The organism is Dyadobacter sp. 32, from assembly GCF_902506755.1.
Lineage (GTDB): Bacteria > Bacteroidota > Bacteroidia > Cytophagales > Spirosomataceae > Dyadobacter.
In genome coordinates this window covers 1,997,019-2,022,351 of sequence record NZ_LR735258.1, presented here as the reverse complement: position 1 = coordinate 2,022,351, position 25,333 = coordinate 1,997,019, and the positions used below count along the sequence as shown (strand labels likewise).

At 44.8% G+C, this 25,333-nt stretch carries 17 protein-coding genes and 1 tRNA gene; 9 read left to right on the top strand and 9 right to left on the bottom strand.

The genetic code is table 11. From position 1 onward, the window contains the following. Positions 1 to 22 precede the first annotated feature (22 nt). The 3 genes from DYADSP32_RS08055 to DYADSP32_RS08045 all read left to right on the top strand — a co-directional run bounded on the left by DYADSP32_RS08055 (position 23) and on the right by DYADSP32_RS08045 (position 5,018). Positions 23 to 2,029, top strand: coding sequence for an NPCBM/NEW2 domain-containing protein (locus tag DYADSP32_RS08055; protein ID WP_149243208.1), 2,007 nt, complete (start codon positions 23 to 25; stop codon positions 2,027 to 2,029). Positions 2,030 to 2,134: 105 nt separating this feature from the next. Next, entirely contained in the window at positions 2,135 to 3,664 is a 1,530-nt protein-coding gene (locus DYADSP32_RS08050; RefSeq protein ID WP_149243209.1) for a sulfatase family protein, read from the top strand. A 34-nt stretch (positions 3,665 to 3,698) separates the two neighbouring features. Beyond that, positions 3,699 to 5,018 carry a Gfo/Idh/MocA family protein gene (locus tag DYADSP32_RS08045; protein ID WP_149243210.1) on the top strand — a complete coding sequence of 440 codons (1,320 nt, stop codon included), beginning with the start codon at positions 3,699 to 3,701 and terminating at the stop codon, positions 5,016 to 5,018. 98 nt (positions 5,019 to 5,116) lie between these two features. On the opposite strand, the gene DYADSP32_RS08040 is transcribed toward DYADSP32_RS08045, so the two are convergent. Then, complete coding sequence (locus tag DYADSP32_RS08040) at positions 5,117 to 6,727, bottom strand: glycosyltransferase family 39 protein (RefSeq protein WP_149243211.1); 1,611 nt, start codon at positions 6,725 to 6,727, stop codon at positions 5,117 to 5,119. A gap of 361 nt (positions 6,728 to 7,088) precedes the next feature. Between DYADSP32_RS08040 and DYADSP32_RS08035 the strand changes: the two genes are divergently transcribed. Then, a complete protein-coding gene (locus tag DYADSP32_RS08035; protein ID WP_149243212.1) occupies positions 7,089 to 7,289 on the top strand; it encodes a hypothetical protein in 201 nt (66 codons plus the stop codon). Here the strand turns inward: DYADSP32_RS08035 and DYADSP32_RS08030 are convergent. Further along, entirely contained in the window at positions 7,286 to 8,593 is a 1,308-nt protein-coding gene (locus DYADSP32_RS08030; protein ID WP_149243213.1) for a DUF2851 family protein, read from the bottom strand. The two genes, DYADSP32_RS08035 and DYADSP32_RS08030, sit on opposite strands and share 4 nt — an antisense overlap. A 350-nt stretch (positions 8,594 to 8,943) precedes the next feature. Here DYADSP32_RS08030 and mtgA point away from each other — a divergent pair, with 350 nt between their 5' ends. Next, positions 8,944 to 9,630, top strand: coding sequence for a monofunctional biosynthetic peptidoglycan transglycosylase (mtgA, locus tag DYADSP32_RS08025; RefSeq protein WP_149243214.1), 687 nt, complete (start codon positions 8,944 to 8,946; stop codon positions 9,628 to 9,630). Between the two features lie 27 nt (positions 9,631 to 9,657). Here the strand turns inward: mtgA and DYADSP32_RS08020 are convergent, their stop codons facing one another. From DYADSP32_RS08020 to DYADSP32_RS08000, 5 genes are all read right to left on the bottom strand, one after another. Beyond that, entirely contained in the window at positions 9,658 to 10,767 is a 1,110-nt protein-coding gene (locus tag DYADSP32_RS08020; RefSeq protein WP_149243215.1) for a two-component regulator propeller domain-containing protein, read from the bottom strand. A 107-nt stretch (positions 10,768 to 10,874) separates the two neighbouring features. Next, positions 10,875 to 11,576, bottom strand: a complete 702-nt coding sequence (gene radC, locus DYADSP32_RS08015) for a RadC family protein (protein ID WP_149243216.1) — start codon at positions 11,574 to 11,576, stop codon at positions 10,875 to 10,877. Between the two features lie 162 nt (positions 11,577 to 11,738). Further along, a complete protein-coding gene (locus DYADSP32_RS08010) occupies positions 11,739 to 13,247 on the bottom strand; it encodes a hypothetical protein (RefSeq protein WP_414617613.1) in 1,509 nt (502 codons plus the stop codon). A 167-nt stretch (positions 13,248 to 13,414) separates the two neighbouring features. Further along, positions 13,415 to 14,161: a C4-type zinc ribbon domain-containing protein gene (locus tag DYADSP32_RS08005; RefSeq protein ID WP_149243217.1), complete on the bottom strand. Its 747-nt coding sequence runs from the start codon at positions 14,159 to 14,161 to the stop codon at positions 13,415 to 13,417. Positions 14,162 to 14,266: 105 nt separating this feature from the next. After that, positions 14,267 to 15,367, bottom strand: a complete 1,101-nt coding sequence (locus DYADSP32_RS08000; protein ID WP_149243218.1) for a Nif3-like dinuclear metal center hexameric protein — start codon at positions 15,365 to 15,367, stop codon at positions 14,267 to 14,269. 159 nt (positions 15,368 to 15,526) lie between these two features. Between DYADSP32_RS08000 and DYADSP32_RS07995 the strand changes: the two genes are divergently transcribed. Then, positions 15,527 to 15,603 (top strand) — tRNA-Asp (locus DYADSP32_RS07995). A 417-nt stretch (positions 15,604 to 16,020) separates the two neighbouring features. Here DYADSP32_RS07995 and DYADSP32_RS07990 read toward each other — a convergent pair. Together DYADSP32_RS07990 and DYADSP32_RS07985 are read right to left on the bottom strand one after the other, a co-directional pair. Continuing rightward, complete coding sequence (locus tag DYADSP32_RS07990) at positions 16,021 to 19,029, bottom strand: T9SS type A sorting domain-containing protein (RefSeq protein ID WP_149243219.1); 3,009 nt, start codon at positions 19,027 to 19,029, stop codon at positions 16,021 to 16,023. Between the two features lie 481 nt (positions 19,030 to 19,510). Further along, the gene (locus tag DYADSP32_RS07985) at positions 19,511 to 22,264 is read right to left on the bottom strand and encodes an ATP-binding protein (protein ID WP_149243220.1); all 2,754 of its coding nucleotides are present in this window, start codon (positions 22,262 to 22,264) and stop codon (positions 19,511 to 19,513) included. Between the two features lie 245 nt (positions 22,265 to 22,509). Here DYADSP32_RS07985 and DYADSP32_RS07980 point away from each other — a divergent pair, with 245 nt between their 5' ends. From DYADSP32_RS07980 to DYADSP32_RS07970, 3 genes are all read left to right on the top strand, one after another. Continuing rightward, positions 22,510 to 22,677, top strand: coding sequence for a hypothetical protein (locus tag DYADSP32_RS07980; RefSeq protein ID WP_414617612.1), 168 nt, complete (start codon positions 22,510 to 22,512; stop codon positions 22,675 to 22,677). Between the two features lie 179 nt (positions 22,678 to 22,856). Next, a complete protein-coding gene (locus DYADSP32_RS07975; RefSeq protein WP_149243221.1) occupies positions 22,857 to 23,126 on the top strand; it encodes a type I restriction endonuclease in 270 nt (89 codons plus the stop codon). Between the two features lie 192 nt (positions 23,127 to 23,318). After that, positions 23,319 to 24,956 (top strand): ABC-F family ATP-binding cassette domain-containing protein, encoded by a 1,638-nt coding sequence (locus DYADSP32_RS07970; RefSeq protein WP_149243222.1) that lies wholly within the window; start codon positions 23,319 to 23,321, stop codon positions 24,954 to 24,956. Positions 24,957 to 25,333: the final 377 nt, after the last annotated feature.

The following is a 25,333-nucleotide window of genomic DNA, read 5'->3' as shown; positions in this document are numbered from 1 at the left end:
CAGAAAACCAACTAAACTTGTAATGTTCAAAAACCGTTTTTTGCCGTGGTTTCTACTATGTATTTGTTCCAATATTCAGGCGCAGCAAACCTCCCCATTGTGGTTGGATGAGCTGGGAATCAAGTCTTTTTCCGAGGGAATTCCAGCTGTTGTACCCAAAACCAATGCCGCCGGCGACTCCATGCGAATCGCAGGCAGATACTTCCGGAGAGGGGTAGGGGTTAATGGTGTCAGTATCCTGGCTTTCTATATAAATGGTTATGCTAAAGCGTTTTCGGCCGCAGTCGGTGTGGATGACCAGGGAAATAAGGATTTGCCGCATATTTTTTATGTGATCGGAGATCGCAAAATTTTATTCGAAAGTGGTGAAATGAGGCGAGGTGATGCCCCTAAAAAAGTACGGGTTGATTTGACAGGAATCAAACGTCTGGGGCTTTTGGTCAAAGTGAAGGAAGAGGGGCGCACCAAGCTGTATTCAAACTGGGGCGATGCGCAATTGGTGATGGTAGATAGTCATCGTCCCTTAAATATCCCCAACACAGGTGAGCGGTACATACTCACACCAAAACCCTCAAATGCCCCAAAAATAAACGCAGCGAAAGTTTTCGGTGCCACTCCAAACAATCCTTTTCTGTTCACCACGGCGGCAACAGGCGAGAGGCCCCTGATTTTTTCGGCCGATAACCTGCCAGCCGGGCTCACCATGGATGCGAATACCGGTATAATTACGGGGAGGGTTTCTCAGAGCGGAACGTACATTGCAATATTAAAGGCCCGAAATCATGTTGGTGAAGCCAGTCAGCAGTTGAAGATCAAAATAGGGGATACCATTGCACTCACACCGCCCATCGGTTGGAATGGATGGAATTCCTGGGCGAGGAATATCGATGAAGAAAAAGTAATTGCTTCGGCCAATGCGATGGTCAGCAAGGGGTTAAGCCAACACGGGTGGACTTATATCAACATTGATGACGCCTGGCAAGGGCAACGAGGTGGCCGGTTTAATGCCATTCAGCCCAATGAAAAGTTTCCCAGGTTTCAGGAGATGATCAATTACATTCACAGTCTGGGCTTGAAAGTAGGGGTATATTCTACGCCCTGGATTTCCAGCTATGCGGGTTACCCGGGAGCGTCGTCCAATCAGGCGAATGGGTTTTTCCCGGATTCGGTAAGGGACAACAAACGTGCCTATCGTTATATTGGAAAGTACCGCTTCGAGGAGCAGGATGCAAAGCAAATGGCAGCCTGGGGGATTGATTACCTGAAATATGACTGGCGGCTGGAAGTGCCATCTGCGGAGCGGATGTCCGTTGCCCTGAAACAATCAGGCAGGGATATTTTGTACAGCATTTCCAATTCGGCACCTTTTGCGCAGGTTCATGACTGGGCCAGGCTTACCAATTCTTACAGAACCGGGCCAGATATCCGAGATAGCTGGAATAGCTTGTATACCTCTGCGTTTACTTTGGATAAATGGAGCCCCTACGGCGGGCCGGGACACTGGAATGACCCGGATATGATGATCTTAGGCGACGTTACCACGGGTTCGGAATTGCACGCCAGCCGTCTCACACCTGATGAACAATATAGTCATGTCAGCTTATTCAGTCTTCTTTCGGCCCCTATGCTGATCGGTTGCCCGATTGAAAAGCTGGATGATTTTACCCTGAATCTTTTGACCAATGACGAAGTGATAGCCATTAATCAGGATCCGCTGGGAAAGCCAGCCCGGCTGATCAGTGAGGAAGATGGTGTGCAGGTTTGGTTGAAATCTCTGGAAGACGGCTCGTATGCGATCGGACTTTTCAATGTGGCTGATTTCGGAAAGACGCCTCAATCTTACTTCCGGTGGGGAGATGAGCCTTCGAAAGCCTTTACTCTGGACTTGAAAAGAACCGGCCTGCCCCATAGGTACACATTCCGGGATGTGTGGAGACAGAAAGTTATTGGTCAGTATCAAGGGTTGTTCAAAACGACCATACCACATCACGGCGTGGTAATGCTGAAACTTTCGCAGGTTGAGAGGTGATATCAGAAGTTTCAACCGCTTTGTGAATAAAGAAATAAGGACTAGAAAACATCTAAGCTCTTACAATAATGAAAAAACCATCCAAAAATAATACGATCGTTATTTATGCATAAAAAGACAAAATTTTTAGCCTACGCAGTTATATTGCTCCTAGCCATTGCCACTGTGTCTTTTCAGTCTGCCCCCAGGCAGCACCCCAATATCGTGTACATCCTCGCCGATGACCTGGGCTATGGGGATGTTTCGGCTAATAATCCGGAGGGCAAAATTATTACACCCAACCTGGATAAGCTGGCTTCGGAGGGCATGCGCTTTACTGATGCACATTCTCCGTCTTCGGTGTGTACGCCTACCCGTTATGCGCTCATGACAGGCCGTTATCCCTGGAGGAGCCGCCTGCCCGTGGGCGTTCTACGCGGATACAGCCGCACATTGATCGAAAATGATCGTGCTACTGTGGCATCAATGCTCAGAAAGAACGGCTACCAGACCGGTGTTGTAGGAAAATGGCACCTTGGGCTCGACTGGGCACTGAAAAAGGAGCACGAAGCTATGGCTTCCACGGAAAATTATGGAATAAAAACAGAAATGAACCCGGAGCATATTGACTTCACCAGGGAAGCTGCTCAGGGGCCCAACACGGTTGGGTTCGATTATTCTTACATCTTGCCAGCTTCGCTTGACATGCCTCCCTATTGCTATCTGGAAAATCAAAAACTAGCGGAACTACCTTCGGCGTATACGGATGGAAATAAGTTAACCTCAGGTTATACCGGGCCGTTCTGGCGGGAAGGTAAAATGGCACCTTCTTTTGATTTTCACGGTGTGCTACCCAACTTTATCCAAAAGGCAAAGGAATTTATCACGAGGCAGTCAAAAACCAAACCATTTTTCCTGTATCTGCCCTTACCCGCTCCACATACACCCTGGCTTCCTACCAATAATTACAAAGGAAAATCCAAAGCAGGGGAATACGGTGATTTCGTTCAGCAGGTGGACGCCAGCATTGGAGAAGTTTTAAAAACCCTGAAGGAGTCAGGGTTTGCAGATAATACCATCGTCATTTTTGCAAGTGACAACGGGCCATACTGGCGGCAGAATTTCATTGAACAGTTTAACCACAAGGCAGCGGGCCCGTTCAGGGGCATGAAGGGTGATGCCTTTGAAGGCGGACACCGAATCCCGTTTATTGTGAGGTGGCCTGGAAAGGTGAAGGCAGGTAGCGTAAGCAATGCCACCACTACGCTGGCCAATCTGATGGCAACTTGTGCTGATATCGTTTCTAACAAAGATGCTGCCTTTGTAACCGAGGATAGTTACAGCATTCTGCCGGTACTTTTGGGCAAGACCAGGCAGGTTGCGCAACAACCGGCGGTCATCCACAGTTCCTCCGTGGGTTACTACGCGATCCGAAAGGGAGACTGGAAATTGATACTAGGATTGGGCTCGGGCGGTTTTACGGAGCCAAGACAAATAAAGCCTACGGTAGGAAAGCCGGAAGGTCAGCTTTATAATCTATCTGTGGACGTAGCAGAAACCAGCGACGTGTACGCGCAACATCCCGAAAAGGTGAAAGAACTAACCGCTTTGCTGGAACAGATCAAACAAAGTAAAGTCAAAATTCTATCAAAATAAACCCACAGACCTACACCTTTAATTAACGCAAAGAATGAAAAAGGAAAACGAAATTAATCGTAGAGATTTTGTTGGCAAAGCTGCGGCTTCTCTGGCAGGCTTTATGATTGTCCCCCGCTTTGTACTTGGTGGCCAAAAACCGGACGGATCCAGGTATCTGGCTCCCAGTGACATGATCACTCTTGGATTCATTGGTACCGGGAAGCAGGGTAAAGGACTGGCGGACGGATTTTTGAATACAGGTGAAACGAAGATAGTAGCCCTCAGCGAAGTGTATAAGGCCAAGTCGCAAATGGCTCTGGATCGTATTAAGGCAACTTACGCCAAAAATACGCAGCTGGGTGGGATGCCTGAAATTCAGGTTTGTAATGATTATCGGGAGCTTTTGGCTCGTAAAGATGTGGATGCAGTGGTGATCGCCACACCGGATCACTGGCACGCTGCGATGTCTGTAAAAGCGGCTGAGGCTGGTAAAGATATTTACTGCGAAAAGCCGCTTTCGCTGACTGTAAAAGAGGGTAGGGCGATGGTAAATGCCGCAAGAAAGCACAACAGGGTGTTCCAGACCGGAAGTATGCAACGGTCCTGGCCCGAGTTCAGGCACGCGGCCGAATTGATTCGCAACGGGTACATCGGCGAAGTGAAAAGCATTAAAGTGAGCGTGGGTCCACCGCCCGTAGCTTACAACCTTAACGCCGAACCTATCCCTGATGGACTGGACTGGAGCAAGTGGCTGGGGCCCAATGAACCTGTCGCTTTCAACTCGGAGCTTGCGCCTCCGATCACCAGGGACGTGTTTCCCAATTGGCGCAATTACCGTGAATTTGGAGGAGGCATGGTAACCGACTGGGGAGCCCACATGTTTGATATCGTGCAATGGTCTCTTGATATGGATAATAGCGGACCCGTGGAAGTTTTCGCGCCGGATGGGAAAGAGCACAAGTTTCTTACTTATCGCTACGAAAATGGCATTACCATGACACACGAAAAGTGGGATTGGAGCAATGCAATCCTATTCACCGGTACGGAAGGTGAGATCAGGGTGCAACGCAAGAAGATCGAAACCACACCGGCCAGTTTGAAAGATAAGATTATCGGAGAAAAAGAGAAGCACGTTTACAAAAGCGAGAATCACCATAAGGATTTCCTACAGGCAATGCGTACACGCAGCAAGCCTATCTGTGATGTGGAAGTGGGACATCGGACTGCCACAGTCTGCAATATCGGTAATATTGCCTACCGGTTGAACAGATCGCTTCAATGGAATCCAAAGAAAGAGGAGTTTAAAAATGATAAGGAAGCCAATGCACTTCTCGGACGGCCTTTGAATAAAGAATGGGGGGTGAAAATTTGAGTTTCTGTAACAAATATTGAAGAGTATGTTTGGTGGTCACAAGCAGTACCTCAGAGCCCGGAGCAATCCGGGTTTTTTTTGTAATAAAACTTTGAGAATTACTTTGTAATGCCCACGACACGACTAATGATTATGGTGTCCACAGGTGTTTTACTCAAATTCCAGGGGCCCTTTTTCGGGAAAGAGAGGTACATGCTTCCCGCTTTGTGACCTGAAAGAAATGTAGAGAAACCTGGTTTCATGTAAATGCGCTGAATTTCTTTTAACACCAGATTTTCGTTTACCGACTGCTGATCGGCTACGGCCGGCCGGATAAAATAGTCGCCCGGATGAACCTTGGACGAGTCGGTCCCGTATTGGCTCACGTGACCACCGGCAATGTTTTTGGAATACCATTGCCATCCCCAGTGCCCCGAAACCCATATTCTTCCATCCGGAGGGACATTGATTTTTTTAGAAACCTGTCGGTAAAAATCAGCATAGTACCAGTCGGAGAGCGTCAACAGAACCCCCATAGTTACAGATAGGCCGATCGAAAGTACTTGGATACGGTGCGGAATCCGGTCGATCAGATCCCTACAGATTAAAATGATAAATGGTATTAGCAGTAATATATGTCTGGTAGCAATGAATGGGGCGTATTTTACGGTAAAAGCGGCCATGGAGGCAAAGGTTAAAATGAAGATCAGGTCTGCTTTTTCAGGAATTCTCCACTTTCCCTCCTTCCGAAACCTGGGCCAGATCTCCGAACCCATCACCAATGCGATACCCATTCCGTTGATCACAAACAAAATGTTTAAGATAAGTGACGAAATCCGCTCAGGAATGATGTCAAAGTAAACCAGGCCACAAAAGAAAAGAAATGCGAATAGGGATAAATAGCTAAGTTTCTCAACAATTCTATAAGGTAGTCTGGCATTGTAAAGGGCAATGGAAAAGGGGATAATTGCCCCAATGCAAGACAGCAGACCAATCGTTTGGTTGATAAGCGCCGCGATGGAGAAGTGGCTTACGGGTCTGTTGAAGATGTGTACTTTCTGAAATTCAAAAAGATTAAAAATGGACCATAAGCCGAGTATTCCAACAGGTATAAGTCCCAGAGTAAGGTATTTATATTTTTTTTCAGCCAGGATTACAAGCAGAAATACAACCAGAAGGGGGAGGATGGAGTATTTGATCAGCAGTGCGCAACCAAGTACCAGAGCCGCCAGCGTATAATACCTGAGCGCGCGGGGTCCATCTGATTTAAGTAGAAAAAATACGAATGCCAGTTCGAGTGACAGAAGCGGGACGTCAATCATCAGGTTCTGATTCACCATCAACGCCGGGCAAAAGGCCATAAAAAGCAAAGAAGTCCTGGTATTGGTAATATTCTGCAGGGTACAGATTTTTAAAAATAGCCAGAGAACCAAAAATGTGAATATGGACTGAAAAATGTGCAGCGGAATTTCTGAATAACCAAACAGCTCACCAACAAATGCAATCAGATAAAAATACAGCGGAGGTTGATTGGCATTGGAGCCAGAAGAGGGATTATTGGACCAGTTTATAAAACCCGACATGGGTTTGGTGGGGTGCGCCCCAATCCATTGAGCGGCCTCCAGGTGAAATGCGTCGTCAATATGAAAGGCCTTATTGATATTGAAACATGTAAGAATGATCCAGAGAATCACAAGGAGCCAGGAGGTACTTATGAATTGGAATTTCATTAGCGCCGGGTAATTATATCAGAATCGTTGAGCATATCAAGTTGTAACTATTCGATTGACCTTTTGGCAAATATAGAATTTTTTTAATTTTTCTTCTGCCGGCGTTTCGAAAATTATGTGTGATACGGTATTGGGTTCTGGATTGGAGCGCAATATGGTGTGAAACAAATAGCAGTCAAATGTGCGGCTGAGAAGAAAGCGTGTTGAACTTCATCTTCTTGCTCAGCGCAGAACTGTGCTTGATCTTGCAGATTGGGTACACCTGGGACAGATTTACTGAGCAATGAACAGCACTTGATTGTTCAGAACCTGCACATTTCATACTTTTGCAGACTTTACAAAACCACAGGATCAATTCTCAATGGAAGCTACCCGTTTCAGACGTTTTTTTGGCGCATTACTTACCCTCCTGGGCATTGCAGTTTTGCTATTCGCCTGCGTTGCCTTTTTATCGGATAAGCCGGTGCTGGGGCTTACTGTTAGCAAATGGGAATCTGTTGTTCCGTTTTTGGTAGGTTCTGTATTTTTGCTGACGGGGGTTAATCTGGTCAGCAGATCCTAATTGGATCTTACAAGTGCTGCACCCACTGTGCAGTCGAGGCATTTTCGGGGCGTGCAATAGTTATTGTACCATTCAATCAGAGCCTGAGAATCAGCAGCTGTTTTTACTTTCATTTCCAATCTTTCCCACTCACGGGTAATCCGATTGTTCTCCGCGGGAATTTCGGAAAGCCATGAAATAGCCTTGTCCAGTAATTCTGGCACATGTCGCTGCCGGGCATAGGCGACCATTAATGGCACTACGGCATTGATAATTAGCAGACTGGCGGCATCTTTTCCCATATCGGGAACCGTTGATTTTGATTTTTTAGCAAACCGAAAGTGTCCTTTCCAGTAAACGGACTGCTGAAGTTGAAACAGGTCAAAGAGGCTGCTTACCTTTTCGGTATGTGTAAAAGTGGTAAACAGGCTTGGGTTTTTGCTTAACAATGTGGCAAACTGGGCGAGACGCACAGTTGGGAAACCCGCTGGACGTAGCCTTAAAAACTTCCATTCGTGATCTTCCATCCTGCTGTTTTGTAATCCGTATTTAGCGGATAGAAATTGGTATTCCCGGTTTAGATCCTGTACGTATTCGTCCATCTGATGTGTACTGTTACTGGCTTGCAGTTCAGATTCAGGTATAAGACCTGCGGTACCGAACAGAAGTGCCTCGATCTGTAACAAGGAGTTACGATGCTTTTGCAGTACTTTCCATGGTACGTTTTGTGTAAGCCGCAGAAAAGCGGGATCATTGAGTTTGAAACCAAAATGCTGTCCCAGCCACTGATACGTTGTATCTTTCCAGTTCTGCTGATTATTTTGAAAAAGTTCAATAACCAGGGAAGCCTTCTTTTCCAAACGTTCCAGTAGGACCTTGTCGAGCATCCCAAGTTTTTGGAGATGGCCAGCCTGGCTAAAAAGTTTAGCGCATGGAATTTCATCCTTTTCATCCTGCAACTGGGCATAACGCTCAAGAATCGATAGCCGAACCAGCCCTTTCAAGGTGAGTGTCGGGAGTAAGGTGCCATCCTGCCTGCGAATGGGCAGATCGTTCTCCCAAACCACATGGAGTACTACGCTTTCATAGGCTTTGTCGTTTTCGTGCTGGTGTAGTAACCAGTCCGACGCTTTAACATGAATCTCGACGCAGCCCACCCATTCGACCCCATCAATCTGGACTCTTACGTGGGTGAAATCGGGCCCGGCGTTGGTGTTCAACAGGCCTGTCCTCGAAATGCTCAGGGACTGGCCCTCGTCCGTCTGAAGATGTCCGGTTTCAAAATACTGGAATCGCCATATAAAATTCAGAATATCTTCATTCATAGGACAGGTAAGAAGGAAATGTTAATCTCCCTTGATACGCATTGTAGTCGTTTAAGTTTCTTAGTGAAGGGAGAAATATTTAGTCTATATGGGTGAGATACCTTCTCGGGCAATTGTGTGCAGGACGCTGTCTATTTTTCTTCATAATCGTGTTTGGTATAACCACCCTACCCGAAAAGGCAGGCGGCCGTTGAAACAGAACCTTGCTTCCAATATTCCAGCTCTTTTTTTAGAATTCTACAAAAACAGCATATAGCGTTATAATGTTGGCTGTTTTCTTTGTCTAAACCTGATTAGTTTCTGTTCTTTGCACAGACAATGTCGTTTGGCTTTTGGAATAGAAATTATATATGTTTGCTCGTTTTACCTTTATTGCTTTTAGATTTTTACTAGTTTTTGTTGGATTCTCAATTGTGTGGGTGGCTGTTTTGAAATTTGTTCCTGTGTGGGTCACGCCGTATATGATTTCACGCAAGATTGATGCTTTCAAAGCTGACGAGGACACGGAAATATTCAGTGATTGGGAACCTTACGAAAATATATCCCGTGAGGCTGCACTTGCCGTAGTGGCTTCCGAAGATCAGAATTTTCCCAATCACTGGGGTTTCGATTTTGATGAGATCTATGATGCCATGACCGAAAAGCGCAAACGCGTGCGTGGCGCAAGTACCATATCGCAGCAGGTGGCCAAAAATGTGTTTCTCTGGCATGGCCGAAGTTACATCCGCAAAGGATTGGAAGTATGGTTTACCATTCTGATTGAAGTCATTTGGGATAAACAACGTATTCTTGAAGTTTATCTGAACGTGGCACAGATGGGGAAAATGACATTTGGTGTGGAAGCGGCTTCACTCAGGTTTTACAATAAATCGGCTAAAAATCTGACACGATCAGAAGCCGCACGGATTGCAGCCGTTCTACCCAATCCGGTACGCTTTTCCATTAAAAATCCATCTCCGTACGTCATCAAAAGAACCGGGCAGATATCGCGTCAGATGCGTGCCCTGGGCGGACAGAAGTATATTGATGGATTGTAACAGCATAGTGGTTTTTGATCCGGAAATTTAAGGTTTTTGTCCCTCGTTACTTTTAAAATCCGTGATGGTCTTTCCATCATATCGATACACGCCGCTCAGAGATCCAAACCAGATACTGCCATCATTAGCTTCCAGAATCCCACAAAGCATTTTTTGGGAAGACATGATTTCGGTTGCAGCAGGCTCTTTATTGTCTAAGGACTTTTGGTCATAACGGAAAAGTTTCCAGGCACCAACCCCATTGGGTTTTACTGCTCCAGTAGTCCAGATGTTTCCTTTTTTATCTTCGATTATAGCAGAAGTTCCCCGCTGATTAATTTTGGTAAAGGCACTGCCGTCATAGCGCCAAAGGCCTGTTGATACGATCAACGTATCGCCTTTTCGGTTTTCGATTATGGTTGCACCAAACCAAATGTTGCCCTTTTTATCTTCGGTGATACCCCACACGTTGCTGAAGGCTTTGCCGTCTTTATTTTTAAAAACGGCAAATTTTTTTCCATCATAAAAACAGGCCTCACCGCGTGTACCAATCCATAATTTCCCGGCTTTGTCTTCGATGATGGTATTAATACGGTTATCGGGAAGTCCGTCTTTAGTTGTAAAATTCCGAAAATATTTCCCATCTGCCCGTTTGGGGTCGTAACGGCTTACTCCACCTCTGGTGCCGAACCAAATCATGCCGGCTTTATCTTCATAAATGACCATCACCGCATTACTGGCAAGCCCCTCCCTGGTTGTAAAATGTTGAAAGGATTTTGCTTTATTGAGAACTTCCCGTCTGGTATCGTAGTAATACACACCTGAATCGGTAGTTGCGAGCCAAAGGTTTCCGCGCCGGTCTTCGAGGACATCCCAGAATCTGCGTGCACCTAATTTACCTGTGAGATTGGTAAAACGTTTTCCAGCTGACTGTTGGGGATCGTACCGAAAAATCCCTGCAAATGACGCGGCAATCAAAATGGTGCCATTTTTGCCTTGCCTTACATTCCGCACCATCGTGTTCGGCCCGTAGGAAGTAACTGCTTCTTTGATTTCGGACCTGGTTGAATCTTTTGGCTGGTCCGTTTTATCCCGGCCTTTACAGCAAGCGAAAAAAAACAACAACAATAAAGAACCTGCGTATGCCAGTTTAGCCATTTCTCTTTTTATTTTTTCAACAAAACTAGAAGGCGTCGTCGGGGTGTCTGTTAATGACCAGTAAAAGAAGGTTAAAGAAATGTAAAAGTTGTTTGAGGATGTTACTTTCAGAATATCCCTTCATCTACAAAGCTGTAAAACCCGTGATCGGTGAAGATGAGGTGATCGAGCACCGGCACGTCCAGAATCCTTCCGGCTTCCTGAATCTGACGGGTCAGAATTTTGTCGGCATGGCTTGGTACGAGCTGCCCTGACGGATGATTGTGCACCAGAATCAGGGAGCTGGCCAGGTTTTCAATGGCCGACTTAAAGATCATCCTGGTATCGGTGGTCGTGCCGGTCACGCCGCCTGCACTAATTCTGACCGGGCGTATGACCTCATTGGCACGGTTCAGCAAGATGATCCAGAATTCTTCATGAGGCAGATCCAGCAAATAAGGTTTCATCTCGTTGTAAACAGACTGCGGAGAGCCCAGTTTACTTTTTTTCTGTACCGCCTGATCCTTTCTTCGCCTACCCAATTCCATAGCCGCAACGATGGTAATGGCTTTTGCTTCGCCAATACCGCGATTTCTTGTCAGATCCTTGATGCTCAGTCTGGCGAGTTCACTCAAATCATTCCCCACGCTGCTCATAACACCTTTGGCAACGTCCACTGCCGTCATATCTACCGTACCACTGCCGATCAGAAGAGCTATCAGTTCTGCATCTGATAATGCGGAGCGTCCTTTCATGAGCATTTTTTCTCTGGGGCGGTCTTCTTCTGCCCAACTTCTTATGGTTCTGGGTTTATCATTATTGTAGCTCATAGCATGGGTAAAAGGGATGCAGTTGGTTAGACGCCATGAGGTGCAAAAAGTAATTCCCATGTCCTTAATCCGCTCTATTGGCACTCCTGAGAAAGGTAATTGCGGCACCGTTTTCTGGCTGAGGCACCCGCTAGGATAAGAACTTCAATAATAAAGTATGTATTAGTTGCCCAGTTCCGATAGTGCCGCACGGGCTTTGTTGTCGATACTGTTTTTATATTCGTGTTTTTTGTAGGAAATGGCTTTTTTGAAATAAAAAACAGCCCTTTCATGCTGTTTTTTGTCTTTGAAAATGTAACCCAACTGAAGGGCAGAGGAAGCACCTACCTCGGGTGACGCGGATTGGCTTAACATAATGGCCCGTTCGTAAAAGGGGATAGCCTGGTCAGTCTGAACGCTTTTCTGAAGTATGCGAGCTTTACGATAGTTGAATTCAGCTTTATTTTCCTGCGTTTTGAACTGTCCTTCCGTCATAGTATTAACGATCGCCAGTGCTTCCTCGAGGTAGCCACCATCCGTTGCATATCGGGCTTTGAAAAGGCTCTTTTGTTCAGGAAGGAGTCTTTTTGCCGCGAACTCATCGGCGATCCTCTGAGCAAATTTGTCGCTCTCGACGATAGCAACACCGGAAGTGCGGGCCCGTTCGATAAAAACAGCTGCTTGTGCATCCTTATTTCCAAGCCACTGGCACATAAAGAGTTTGAGGTTGCTGTCCTTAATAAAATTAAAGCCCTTGTAACGCTGGAGGAACGCGTTGTAATAGGAAATCGCAGAATTGTATTGGCCCTGCTGTAAGGAAAGCTCACCTCGTAAATAATCCAGAAAAGGGAAGGGAATATAGCCGATGCCTGCAGGAGCGTGGCTAAGACAGTAGGACGCTTCGCTGCTATGCCCTTCCTTCATTAAAATGGTTGTGGCAAAAAAATGCAGCAGTAAATTGTCTGGCTGATCCTTGGGTAATTGTTTGATTTTTAACCGCTGCGTATCGCTAAGTTGCAGGATGTACGCATGTGCAAGCAAATCGATCAACTGCGCCTCCTGTTGAAAAAGAGGTACTTTTTGAATTACAGTTTGTAGCTCCCTCACCCCAAGATTCACATCCCCTTTAAGGCCCAGAACCTTAGTTACCCATGCGTAATTATCTGGCACAGAGCCTATCATAATATGTAGAATTCCTAGCGATTTGAGATTGGGTAAAAAATCGGGAAATTTCCTGTGATTCTGATCGAGCATTTTGTAAGCCTTGATTACATTCCAGGAAGCACTTATTTCATTTCCGAACTTGATTTTTGCAAATGCCCAATGCAGCCGGATTTCTGCCTGCAGAAAAAGCTTGAAAGGGGAGGAGTCGGGCAGGCGACCCAATGCGGCGAGGCGCTCGTCCTCCTTGGCTAGAAGTTTTTTGTAGGCCGTCTTATCCTCAGATATCAGCAGGTAATGAAGATCCGCATAATTGTCAAGGTAGTGAATGAAAGCGTTGTCCGGGTCGAGCTGCCGTTCTTCCTCAATAAGTTTCCTGGCGGGCTGAATGCGGAGCTTTTGAATCTCAAAATAGGCACGCTGCAGCTTGGGTGTGAATTTGATTTCATCGCTTGTATCATTTGCCAGTAAAGGTGCGCTACAGCACAAACGGTGTAGCAGGATTACAATTAAAAAAGATATCCGCCTCATAACTGTACACATTTGGCCTCCTGAGAATCCAGATATGAATTGTGGTTTGAATAAAAAGTTATATCCTGATTGCCAGCCATAAGCCTGATTTATGGATTTTATACAAGCTTTAACCACAAAAAAAGGTTGCCCGCTTTAGGCAACCTTTTCCTTCGTATATATTTTTACTAGCGACGTTGATGAACAGGTTCAACACTTTCAACATCAGCAAGAATCCGGCCACAGTGTTCGCAAACGATTAATTTCTTGCGTTCACGAATATCAGCCTGTCTTTGTGGAGGAACGATACTGAAACATCCGCCACAGGCACCGCGTGATACATGAACCACTGCCAGTCCGTTGATTGAATTGCCACGAATCTTATCGTAGGACTTCAATAGGCGCTCTTCAATTTTTTTGATGTGTTTTTCGCGTTCGCCCAAAAGCGCTTTTTCTTCGGATTCACTTTCGCTTGTAATCACAGAAAGTTCACCTTTTTTAGCCTTAAGATCTTCGTTTCTTTCATTCAGAACCGACTCGGCACGGTTGGCGTCGTCTTCGATCAGGCGGATGCGGGCTTTGGCTTCGTTGATTTTCTTATCGGCCAGCTGCATGTCCAGCTCCTGCAATTCAATTTCTTTTGTGATCGCATCGTATTCGCGGTTGTTGCGAACATTCATTTGCTGCTCCTTGTATTTTTTGATGTGCTTTTCGCCATCCTTCTGAGCGTTTTTGAAGTTGTCAATTTCGCTGTTCAGAGTGGCTATTTCACTTTTAAACTTTCCTATACGCGTTTCAAAACCAGCAATTTCATCTTCAAGATCCCGAACTTCCTCAGGAAGATCGCCACGCGTTTTCAGTATTTCGTCTAGGCTTGAATCAATTTCCTGCAGCTTCAGGAGAGCGTCTAATTTTTGGGCGATTGTGTTTTCCATGTATGTCTTTAATGGACTTGTTTCAATGCGTAATTTGGTGAAAGATAGTTTGTTAATGGATTTGAAATTTCCAATCAGATTTAAATATGTTGATGAAATTGCTTTCTAAACAAAATATTTAACCGGATTGGTATTGACATCCGACAAACAGAGTGCAAAATTACTAAAAATTCCTGACAAATAATGATATAGTAAATCTTTCGTAAATACTTCGCTTTCGTAATGGCCAATATCACAGATCATGATCCGGTTATCGGCATCGAAAAATTCGTGATACTTGTAGTCTGAGGTTACAAACACATCGGCTCCGGCGCGGATGGCATCCTGAAGTAGAAAACTTCCTGCACCGCCACATACTGCCACACGCTTAATCTCATTGGTGACGATCCTGGTATGCCTGATGGTGCCGGTGTTCATACGTGTTTTCAGGTGTTGCAGAAATGCCTCCGGACTGAGGGGCGCCTGAAGGTCGCCAACGGCCCCTGCCCCCACATCCTGATTCTCGTTTTCGAGCAAGTGAAGATAATAGGCGACTTCTTCATAGGGGTGGGTCTTTCTTAGCGCTGCCAGCACGGCCGACTGCAGATGAGAAGGGAATATTACTTCTGCCCGGTGTTCCGCCACCTGCTCCAGTGATCCCGGCTGGCCAATGACGGGCTGTGCATCCTCTCCGGGTAAAAAGGTGCCCGTTCCTTCTGTGCGAAAACTGCAGTTTTTGTATTTCCCCACTTCTCCCGCACCCGCCCTAAACAGGGCATCTAAAATGCTTTGCGTGTTGGCTAACGGAGCGAAAAATGTAAGTTTTTTTAATATCTGGGTTTTGGGAGCCAGAATCCGAACCTGCTCAAGGCCCAGCCGCTCTGCAATCTTGTAATTTACACCCTGCTGTACATGATCCAGATTGGTATGCGATGCGTACAACGCCACATCACTTTTTATAGCCTTGATCACGGTTCGCTCCACGTAATTTTTGCCATTCAGTTTCTTGAGACCCCGAAATATAATCGGGTGATGCGCTACGATCAGGTTGCAGCCTTTTTGTACAGCTTCAGTAATGACCTCCTCTGTGATGTCCAGCGAAATGAGCACACCCGTTACCACCATGCCGGGATCTCCAACCATCAGTCCGGCGTTATCATAATCCTCCTGATAGGGTAGAGGCGCCAGTTTTTCCAGCTCTGCAGTAATGTCTTTGATTTGCGGCATTTTAATGGGGATTACAACTATTTCATAATCAGAACATTTCCTGTTTGCCCGATTTTTATTTGCAAATAAAATAACTTTTTAGCGTCGAATGTGTTGCAAAGGGAAATAAAAATACTAGTTTTGCACCACGTTAGACAATAACGATTGTCAACAGAGTCTGGTTTGGTAGTTCAGTTGGTTAGAATACATGCCTGTCACGCATGGGGTCGCGGGTTCGAGTCCCGTCCAGACCGCCAGAAACAATATAAAAGTTAGTTGAAAGCCTGTAAATCATACGTTTACAGGCTTTTTATTTTTCTGAAATACACCGAATTATTCAAATATTCGCAAAAAAAAGGTGAGCATTTGGTGACCAGAAGAGGAGTCAAAAAAATGCTCACCAATATTGGCGTAATAACTGTAAAACAGCTTGTTTGCATCAAGATTGGGATCTCGCGGCTGTAAGATTCCGTGGTAGAACAACCATCTACAGTTTATTACTCATCAGTTTCTATGTGGAATATTGCCTCGCGAGGCCGACTTGGTCATCTTTGAGTCAGCCTCTTACCCTGAATAACTGCTGCGGAAATTTATATGTTGCTTGGGAGAGTTATTACTTTTAGCCTAAAAAGCTTTACACTTGATCTGTTTACGGTATCAAATGGAATAGCTCATTACTCTCTCAACACTTTTCTAATTTCGCTCACATTTCCGTTCTCAAGTCGTATCAAATTTATCCCTTGGTTAAATTGATCTAATTTTACTTTGTTCATACCTTTTTGCAAAATCCGGGTTTCGTTGCGCAAGATTGTCCCCGTTCGGTTAAATAGTGTAATGCTCCAGTTTCCGGCTTGCTCGGTATAGATATCAACATATACCATTTCTTTGGAGGGATTTGGGTATAAGCTACCTACCACCGTATTTTCAACAGAATTTGCGATCGAAATGATCTTGGAAAGCTCGTGTGGACCATCCTGGCCGTTCGCGGCGCGATCCACCATCTTAAGTCGGTAGTAGTTATAACCTCTGGCCAGATTATCAATGAAATTATAGCTCTTCAAACTTGAATTTTTATTTTCGGTTCCGCTCACTCGTCCGATCGATTCAAAAGACCGGGCGTCGGACGAGCGCAGAATTTCGAAATAGCCGAATGCTTTTTCATCTGCTGTGACCCAGGTAAGGGTGTTTTGGTTTTCACTCAGTTTTTTACCCGTGAATGAGATAAGGGTAACAGGGAGGGCAACCATTTGATAGGTAAAAGAAACTATAAATTCACAACCTCCACTGGCAGGTGTTATTTTTGCAAATAGTTTTTGAGAACCCACCGGTAAGGTCTCTGACGGGGTAAATGAATTGGGTGCTGTGAAAACACCGGCCGATACAGTCGCATCTTCGTTCGTAAAAATGCCATTTATTGTGCCGTCAAATGTTCCACCATAAGTAAAAATTGGCTGGCTATTATTCACAATTATGGAAGCATCCGTAGCATTGACGGGTTGGATGCCGGAGATAGAATTGTAACTCAGCAGGCCTGTGTTGTTGAATGTGCCTGTATTCTGTAGTCCGCCATTGATCTGAATCAAACCTGAGTTGTTAATAGTATAAGTGGCTTCGTTTATCAGATTGCCGTTCAGGATTGTAAGCTTTGCACAGGCATCATTATTGAATACAACGGTGCCGGGTGAATAGCCTTCGTTGTTGTAAAAGTTTCTTTGAACAATAATCTCACCGTTGGCGTCATTGTTGATTTTCAGCCAGTTTTGAATTCCAGGAACGGTGGAATTGAAGTTGGTTCCCACGGTAATCTTGAACGCATTGCTTAGGGTTCCGTCATTAAGCAATTGATACCCCGAACCTCTATCGATTATTATTTCTCCACCCGTTTCATTGATAAAGCTGGAACTGTTGTAGAGCCCGGCCAAACCAACGTTAGCAAGCGAGCCAATTATGATTTTCGCACGATTGTGGAATGATTCGCTATTCACTTCATTAAATAAACCGAAACGGGTAGATCGGTCTATTTGTATTTCACCTCCTGCGTTATTGTAAAAAGTACCCTGGTTTTCCAGTCCGGTTTCAAAGTTGCTTTCTCCATTCTCGCCGATCGTGATTTTGGCAGCATTAGTAAATGTGCCGGAATTGAATAATCCCTTACCGGAAAACCTGTCAATTTTTATTTCGCCATCGGTGCTGTTGAAAAAATTGCCGGTGTTGCGTATTCCAAAAACACCCAACACGGAAGTATTGCCGATCATGATCTTGCCGTTGTTTTGTACCGTGCCTCCGTTAGAAAAGGATAAGCGTGGTACAAAAGTACTTGTTCCGTTGACCGTCAAAGTGGAGGTATTCGAAATAGTAAGCTTAGCGCCCGCTCTAACTTCTACTGTGTAGGCTAGTGCGGCTGTGTTAGCAGTAATAGTAGGTTGATTAACAGGTGCGGCTGGTATGACCACGTTGCTTGCAGCATCCGGTACCCACGCGGGGCTCCAGTTACATGGAACATTCCAATCGGTACTTTCCGCGCCTGTCCAGGTCACACTTACATTTCCGGGCGAAGCAGATAAAGAAATACAGGGGACATAATTGTAAGAAAAAGGAACTGTGTAGCTGCAACTTCCTCCTGCTGCTGTTACTTTAGCATAAAGCGTTTGAGATCCAACGGGTAGAGTCGCAACTGGCGTAAACGCATTGGGCGCTGTGAAAGTACCCGCAGAAACGAGGGCAGAAGCGTCTTTATATATACCGTCGATCGTAAAATCATTGGAAGCTCCGTAACTAAAGATGGGAGTAGAATTATTGACTATCAGTTTGTTATTAGTGATCGTGGCGCTGCCTGTCGAAATATAAACACCGTTGTTGGTTATGGATCCGGCACCTGAGAAACTGTCGGAAGCGATCAGGTAACCACTGTTAGAAATAAGTCCACCGATTTCAAGTTTTCCGGTAATTAACCGGGCACAACTGTAATTGGTAAAGGTACTGCCGGATGGAACACTGGTATTTCCCTGACCAACACCTGATTTTTTGACAACCCCATAATTGTTAAAGTTACCCTGATCCATATCAATAATGTAAGCGGATGATCCGGTAATTGTACCTGTTGAAGCGTTGGTCGCCTCTCCGCCAGGTCTCATGGTGATCAATGACGTTGAACAATTTATGTCAATCAAGCCGTTGTTTAAGATGGTGCCGTTGTCATTAAAGATAGCTTTTGACGAGACTCTTGAAGCCGGTCCTTGATGAGTAATTGCTCCTGATGTATTATTTGTCACGTTTCCCGTTGTTTTAATTACAATCAATGCCTCTATGTCAGCTGAAAGGGAGAAATCAATCGTCCCGTTGTTGATGAGTTCTGCAGCGTTGTTAATCACTATTTTGCAATAATATCCGTTATCAATTACGGGACTGCCCGAGATGGTAAGCGTTACACCGGAATTCACAGTGAGATGAGCATTCGTTCCATCAATGTTGATAGCCCCAACGTTCGTGTTAGAACTTACCGTAACCGCTTTATTTGCTGGTATAAAAGCCATGTCCGAAGTGCCTGGCACCCCGGAAGGTGACCAGTTAGAAGCTGTATGCCAGTTTGCATCTGTTCCGGTAAAAGTTCTGTCCGTTGCAAAACCTTTTAAAGAAGTTGAACAAAGAATAACAGAGAAAATACAGAATAAAAAAAATTTCATGGTAGAAGGATTTAAAAGAGTCACTAGTTAATTGTCTGTTTAGGCCAAGCCGGCAGCAGCCCCATTGTTTAAGTCATAACCTTTTAAATTGGTAAACAACGTCAAAAAATAGGTAGCCGGGATCGTGGTTTCCTTAGTAGAAATTGGAAATAAAGACCCGAATTAGGAACCAGAACGAATAGAAATAAATCAAGGAGGAAATTAGTTTAAGTGGTTTAACAAATACATCTTTCAAGGGGCAAATCGTAGAGGGGGGGCTGGTGTTGACAACCATTGAAAATCCATCGGTCGTGACGGTACAAACCTAGTTATATCCGCTAAGTGAGCGTTAGCGCCAATGTTGCAATCTTTTCCTCTTATGTTGCAGGAAAAAAAAGCTACCCGGCAAGATTTGATTTTTTTAGCCAACTATTTTATAATCACAACGTTGTTCCTTTTTTGTAAAAATGTGTAAAATCACACTTTCAAAAACGGGAGTAAGTCAGATTTCCTTAGCTCTATTGATTGCCGACGGCGATACGCCATGGTATTCCTGAAACGTTTTGGAGAAATAGGGAAGACTTTCAAAACCTACCAGATAGGCAACTTCCGAAACCGTGCTGGCATTTTGTTTCAAAAGTTGAGACGCTCTTTGAAGGCGGATATTCCGAACAAATTCGCTTGTCGTCTGATCTGTCAGTGCTTTTAGCTTGCGGTGTAAATTCGAACGGCTCATTTGCATTAATTCACTAAAATCGTCCGCAGTGAAACGGCTATTGCCCAGATTCTGCTCCACAACTTCCTGGGCTTTCCTTATAAACTGGTTGTCCAACTGTTGTGGCTGGGTAAGTTTAGGGTTAGTAGCCAAAAGGCTGAATTTTTGGCGAAGAAGAGCGCGTTGCCGAATCAGGTTGTTGACCCGCTGGAGTAGTTCTTCTTTATGGAAAGGTTTTTCCAGGTAGTCGTCGGCCCCTAATTCAAATCCTTCGAGCCGATCAGCCAGGGTCGCTTTGGCGGTGAGTAACACGACCGGAATGTGGCTTGTACGCTGGTCTGATTTAAGTAGCCGACATAATGTAAAGCCGTCAATCCGGGGCATCATCAGGTCGGTTACGACTACATCAGGAATTGTCTCAAAGGCCCTATCCAGGCCATATTGCCCATCGGTTGCTTCCATTACACGGTAGTAGGGCTCAAATAACGCATGCAAATACATTCTTAAATCGACGTTGTCTTCTACAATCAGCAGAATAGGGAGTTCTTCAGGCTGATTTAAATCAGACAAAGGATCGCCTGAAAGAAACGTAACAGACAGGTCGTCAGGTTGCTCTACCGACTTTCCTTGATAGCCGGGCAGGGCTGTTGAATACTGTTGATTTAAAGGCAATGTAACCGTAAAACTTGTCCCCTTGCCTACTTCACTTTTTACCATAATTTTCCCCTTGAGCAGATCAACCAGCTCTTTGACCAATGCCAAACCAATGCCTGTTCCCTCAAAGTTCTGCTCCGCGGTGTCATCCGCCTGATAGAAGCGGTCGAATATGCGGGACAGCCGCTGAGGATCAATACCCTTTCCCGTATCTTTTACTTCCAAGACCAGGCTGGTCATGGAATACGAGATAGCCACTTGGACATAACCATAAGCAGGCGTAAATTTAAAAGCATTGGAAAGCAGGTTTGTGACAATCTTTTCTAACTTATCCGCGTCAAAATCAGTCTCATAGTTGGGATGGCTTTGATGAATAGAAAAATGAACATGTCTGCTTTGTGCCAGAGACTCAAAGGAAGAGACAATAGAGGATAAAAAGCAGGCGATATCGCCGTGCTTAGGTTCAGGTTTGAATGCTCCTGCTTCCAGTTTGGACAAGTCAAGTATTTGACCAATCAATAGCTGCAACCGTTTCACATTCCGCTGCATCAAAGGGATCAGTCGTTCCTGCGGATATTTTTGCCGGATTTCTTCCAAGGGTGCCGTAAGGAGGGAAAGCGGCGTTCTGAACTCATGGGAGATGTTGGTAAAGAAGCGGGTTTTGAGCCGATCGATCTCCCGTACCTGCCGGGTTTGTTCTTTGGTGAAAGCTAATTCCTGAAAGGCTAATGACCGTTTTCGTTCATAGTCCCTCACAATCCTGCCCAGAGAATAACCGAAAACCAGAAATTCAAGGATAAAGAAAATAAATGCTGTGGGTAAAACCCAGATAAAATCGACCCAGCCGACGAGTCGCATCTGGATAAACAGATAGCCAAGTAATCCTGTCAAATACGCAGGCGAATAGTTCCAGTTAATGGGATATTTTTTTACAATGGCAAGCAGATACATGGCCAGAATAAAGAGCTGGGTAGCTAGCATGAAGTACGTGCTTGCTAAAAGTAGCTCCCATCGATAGCTGAACAGGATGCCGACAGCCAGAAATATCGTGCTGATTACAATGAACTGAAATATTCTGTTGATCCATGAATGGAAGTGTCTGCCGGGAAATATAACACTCAGGGCGAAGATTAACGCTAAAGGAAGAAAATGAAACGAAAGGAAACTAACCGTTAACGAGATCGTTGGATTTGAGAAAAAATAACCGAGAATGCCATATAATCCCCAAAAAGCAAATGAGCGTGCGCCAAGCAAAACCGCATAACGGCGAAAGTCGCTGTCCTTGACGGCAAAGATGGCCATCAGAAATACATAAACTAATCTGATTGCGATTGCTCCGGAAAGAAAGGCGACGATATTCAGCTGATTCACTTCATGATCACGATATGCGCTGGCGGAAAACAAATTAACGGATGCATAATGTGCTCTTTGTCCCTTAACCTTCATGTAAATCGTTTTACTCCCCAGGTAATCCAGATCGAATGCCAGTATAGGTTTGTTTCCGTTCAATAAATTTGGTTTTTTCGGAGTTGCCATTCCCGTTTTCCTGACCCGATAGGTGCCATTGCGTTCGGGTATGTAAAAATCAACTTCTTCAGCCATTGCATTATCCCATTCCAATACCCAATTTTTTTGGTTCGGATTATAGTTAGTCAATATCACTTTCAGCCAGGTAGCGCTGTTGGAAAAAGGGAACAGAAGTCCTGTTTTGCCCGAAGAAAGAAATTTTTGTCGCTGAATTTGCTGAAAATGCAATTTTCCTGAATTGTCCTTGTAGGTTTCTATTTTGGGTGTAACCGCATATGATTCCACAGAGGGGCGCAGTTCAAGTAGTTGGGCGTTGCAGTATAGAGGTAACAGGAGAAAGAGAAAAAGGATATAGTTCATTGGGTGTGTTGCACACGGAATGGCGTAAGTTGGTATTATTATACCCACTTACGTCAGAAAATTGGTTTAAGACTATTGAGTAATGGAAAAGTAAAAGACCAAGATGCACCTATCTTTTTTGGATTATTTTTTTAGAAACGGGGAAATATGGGTTCATTTTACTTCCCCTTTTTTAAAAGGGTGACCTAGTGCTTGTATATGTTTGGGAACCTGTATTTTGATAAAAAATATAAATATTGTTCAAAATGAGAAGCGAGGTAGCGCAAAGAATATTAGATCAAACACCGAAAGAGGTTCGTGAATTTGCCAAAATGTACGGAGATCTGCTGGTGAAGAAGGGTAAGGTTTTAGACAGATCGGATGCAAAGATTCAGCATGTTATTGGACCGGATGGGGAATTCACGAAGGACTAGCAATACTCTAAAAACACATCATCAACATGAAAACAGAAGAAATCAAACACCTTTCCGATTTGTTCGAGTCTGCTGCATCAGAACTGGAAGGCGTCGAGTGATGGAGTGCCCGGGAATTGCAGGGTTTACTGGGTATAGCAAATGGGGAAACTTTTAGAAGGTGATTCAAAAAGCCAGAGATGCGTGCAAAAACGCCGGTGAAGAGATCCTGTGTCATTTTCCTGATGTCAGGAAAATGGTCGGAATTATTTCCAGAAGTAATCTACGGGCGAAGTGATTTCCTGCCGAAGACGTCAAAAAAATCCAGAGAAAGCTGGACCTTCCTCGCCGTTCGCCAGCTTTGGCTGCCACGCAAGAGCAAACGCGAACGCCGCCCGGACATCATCGGTTTTGTGAATGGCATTCCCTTGCTTTTTGTCCATCTGAAGGCCACACATAAAAAGCTGTAAAATGCCTACAACCATAATTTCTCGGACTACAAGGACGTCATTCCTCAGTTCTTTCACACGAGGGCAGCCAACCTGGCAGTTGTACCCATACTTACTTTCCGACGAGGGAAAAGCAGGAATAGTCCAAAAGTTGACTTTTTTCGTTTCTTTCAATCGTATAATCGTAGCTTTGCGGCTTCAAAAAATGAGACGATGATTACAGTTGAAAATTTGGCCGTTGAATTTAGCGGCTCTGTCCTTTTTAGCGAAGTTTCCTTCGTGATTAATCCTACGGATAAAATTGCCCTCATGGGTAAAAATGGTGCGGGGAAATCCACCATGATGAAAATTATTGCTGGGGAACAAAAAGCCAATCGAGGCCATGTACGTGCACCCAAGGACGCCGTGATCGCTTATTTACCACAACATTTACTTACCGAAGATAACTGCACGGTTTTCGAAGAAGCGGCAAAAGCGTTCAGGCAGGTTTTTGAAATGCGTGCAGAAATGGAAAAACTGAATCACGCGCTCGAAACCCGAACAGATTATGACAGTGATGAATACATGGCCATCATTGAGCAGGTTACCGAAATAGGTGAAAAATATTACCAGCTTGAGGAAGTTAATTACGACGCGGAAGTGGAGAAGGCCTTGAAAGGATTAGGGTTCAGGCCGGAAGATTTTCATAGACAAACCAAGGAATTCAGTGGCGGATGGCGTATGCGGATTGAGCTGGCCAAAATATTATTGCAAAAGCCAGACCTTATTTTGCTGGATGAGCCTACCAACCATATTGACATTGAGTCGGTCATGTGGCTGGAAGATTTTTTGGTGAATAAGGCCAATGCCGTTATGGTGATTTCCCACGACCGTGCCTTCATCGACAATATCACCAACCGTACGATTGAAGTGACCATGGGGCGAATTTTTGACTATAAAGCCAACTATTCCCATTATCTGGTGTTGCGTGAGGAACGCAGGGCACATCAGGTGAAGGCGTACCAGGAACAGCAGAAAATGATTGCCGATAATATGCAATTTATTGAACGCTTTCGCGGAACTTACTCCAAAACGAATCAGGTTTCCTCCCGCGAGCGCATGTTGGAGAAACTGGAAATTATCGAAATTGATGAAATTGATAATTCTTCCCTGAAACTTCGTTTTCCACCCTCGCCAAGGTCAGGGGATTATCCGGTTACGGTGAAGGATGTGTCTAAATCCTATGGAGATCAGGTGGTGTTTCGCAATGCCAGTATGACCATTTCAAGAGGAGAAAAGGTATCGTTTGTGGGCCGGAATGGGGAAGGTAAATCTACGATGATCAAAGCGATCATGGGCCAGATCGATGTGGAAGGGACTTGCCAGCTTGGACATAATACCAAGGTTGGGTATTTTGCGCAAAACCAGGCATCCTTGTTAGATCCTAATCTGACTATTTTTCAGACTGTTGACGAGGTGGCAGAAGGGGATGTAAGAACCCAGATTAAAAATATTTTGGGCGCCTTTATGTTTCAGGGTGAAGACATCGACAAGAAAGTAAGTGTATTGTCGGGTGGAGAAAAAACGCGGCTTGCCATGGTGAAGCTGCTCCTGGAACCTGTAAACCTGTTGATTCTGGATGAACCTACCAACCACCTGGATTTAAAATCAAAGGATGTTTTGAAAGAAGCACTGAGAAACTTTGACGGTACGCTGGTGCTGGTCTCCCACGATCGTGATTTTTTACAAGGTTTATCCCAAAAAGTTTTTGAGTTTAAAGACAAACGGGTCATCGAGCATTTCGAAACGATTGATGCCTTCCTGGAACGAAATCGGATAAAGAGTATAGCGGATTTGCAACTGGCGAAGTAGATCGGGCGGGTGGCCATTGGATTTGAAGAAAATTGATATTCCGGGATAAGCGAGCAGAAAGATTATCCGAATTCATAGCCACCCGTTACGGTTTTTAAACAATGAATAACCGCATTTTTAATTCAAAAGATTTTTTCGATTTATATGTAATGGACTGTACTATTGAAAATGATCTTTCCCGTCTAGTTCTTAATAATACTCCACTACACAAGTTTCCCCTCTCATTCCATTGCATTTCTCAGGAAATGAGCTTAGGAGGACGAAGCTGGGCGCCAAAAAAATACGCCTTCCCTTTATCGGATGATTGAGTTTTCTTAGACCAGTTTGCCGATATCCACCAGTTTGTTGATGCCCTTCTGATAAAATTCCCGACATCC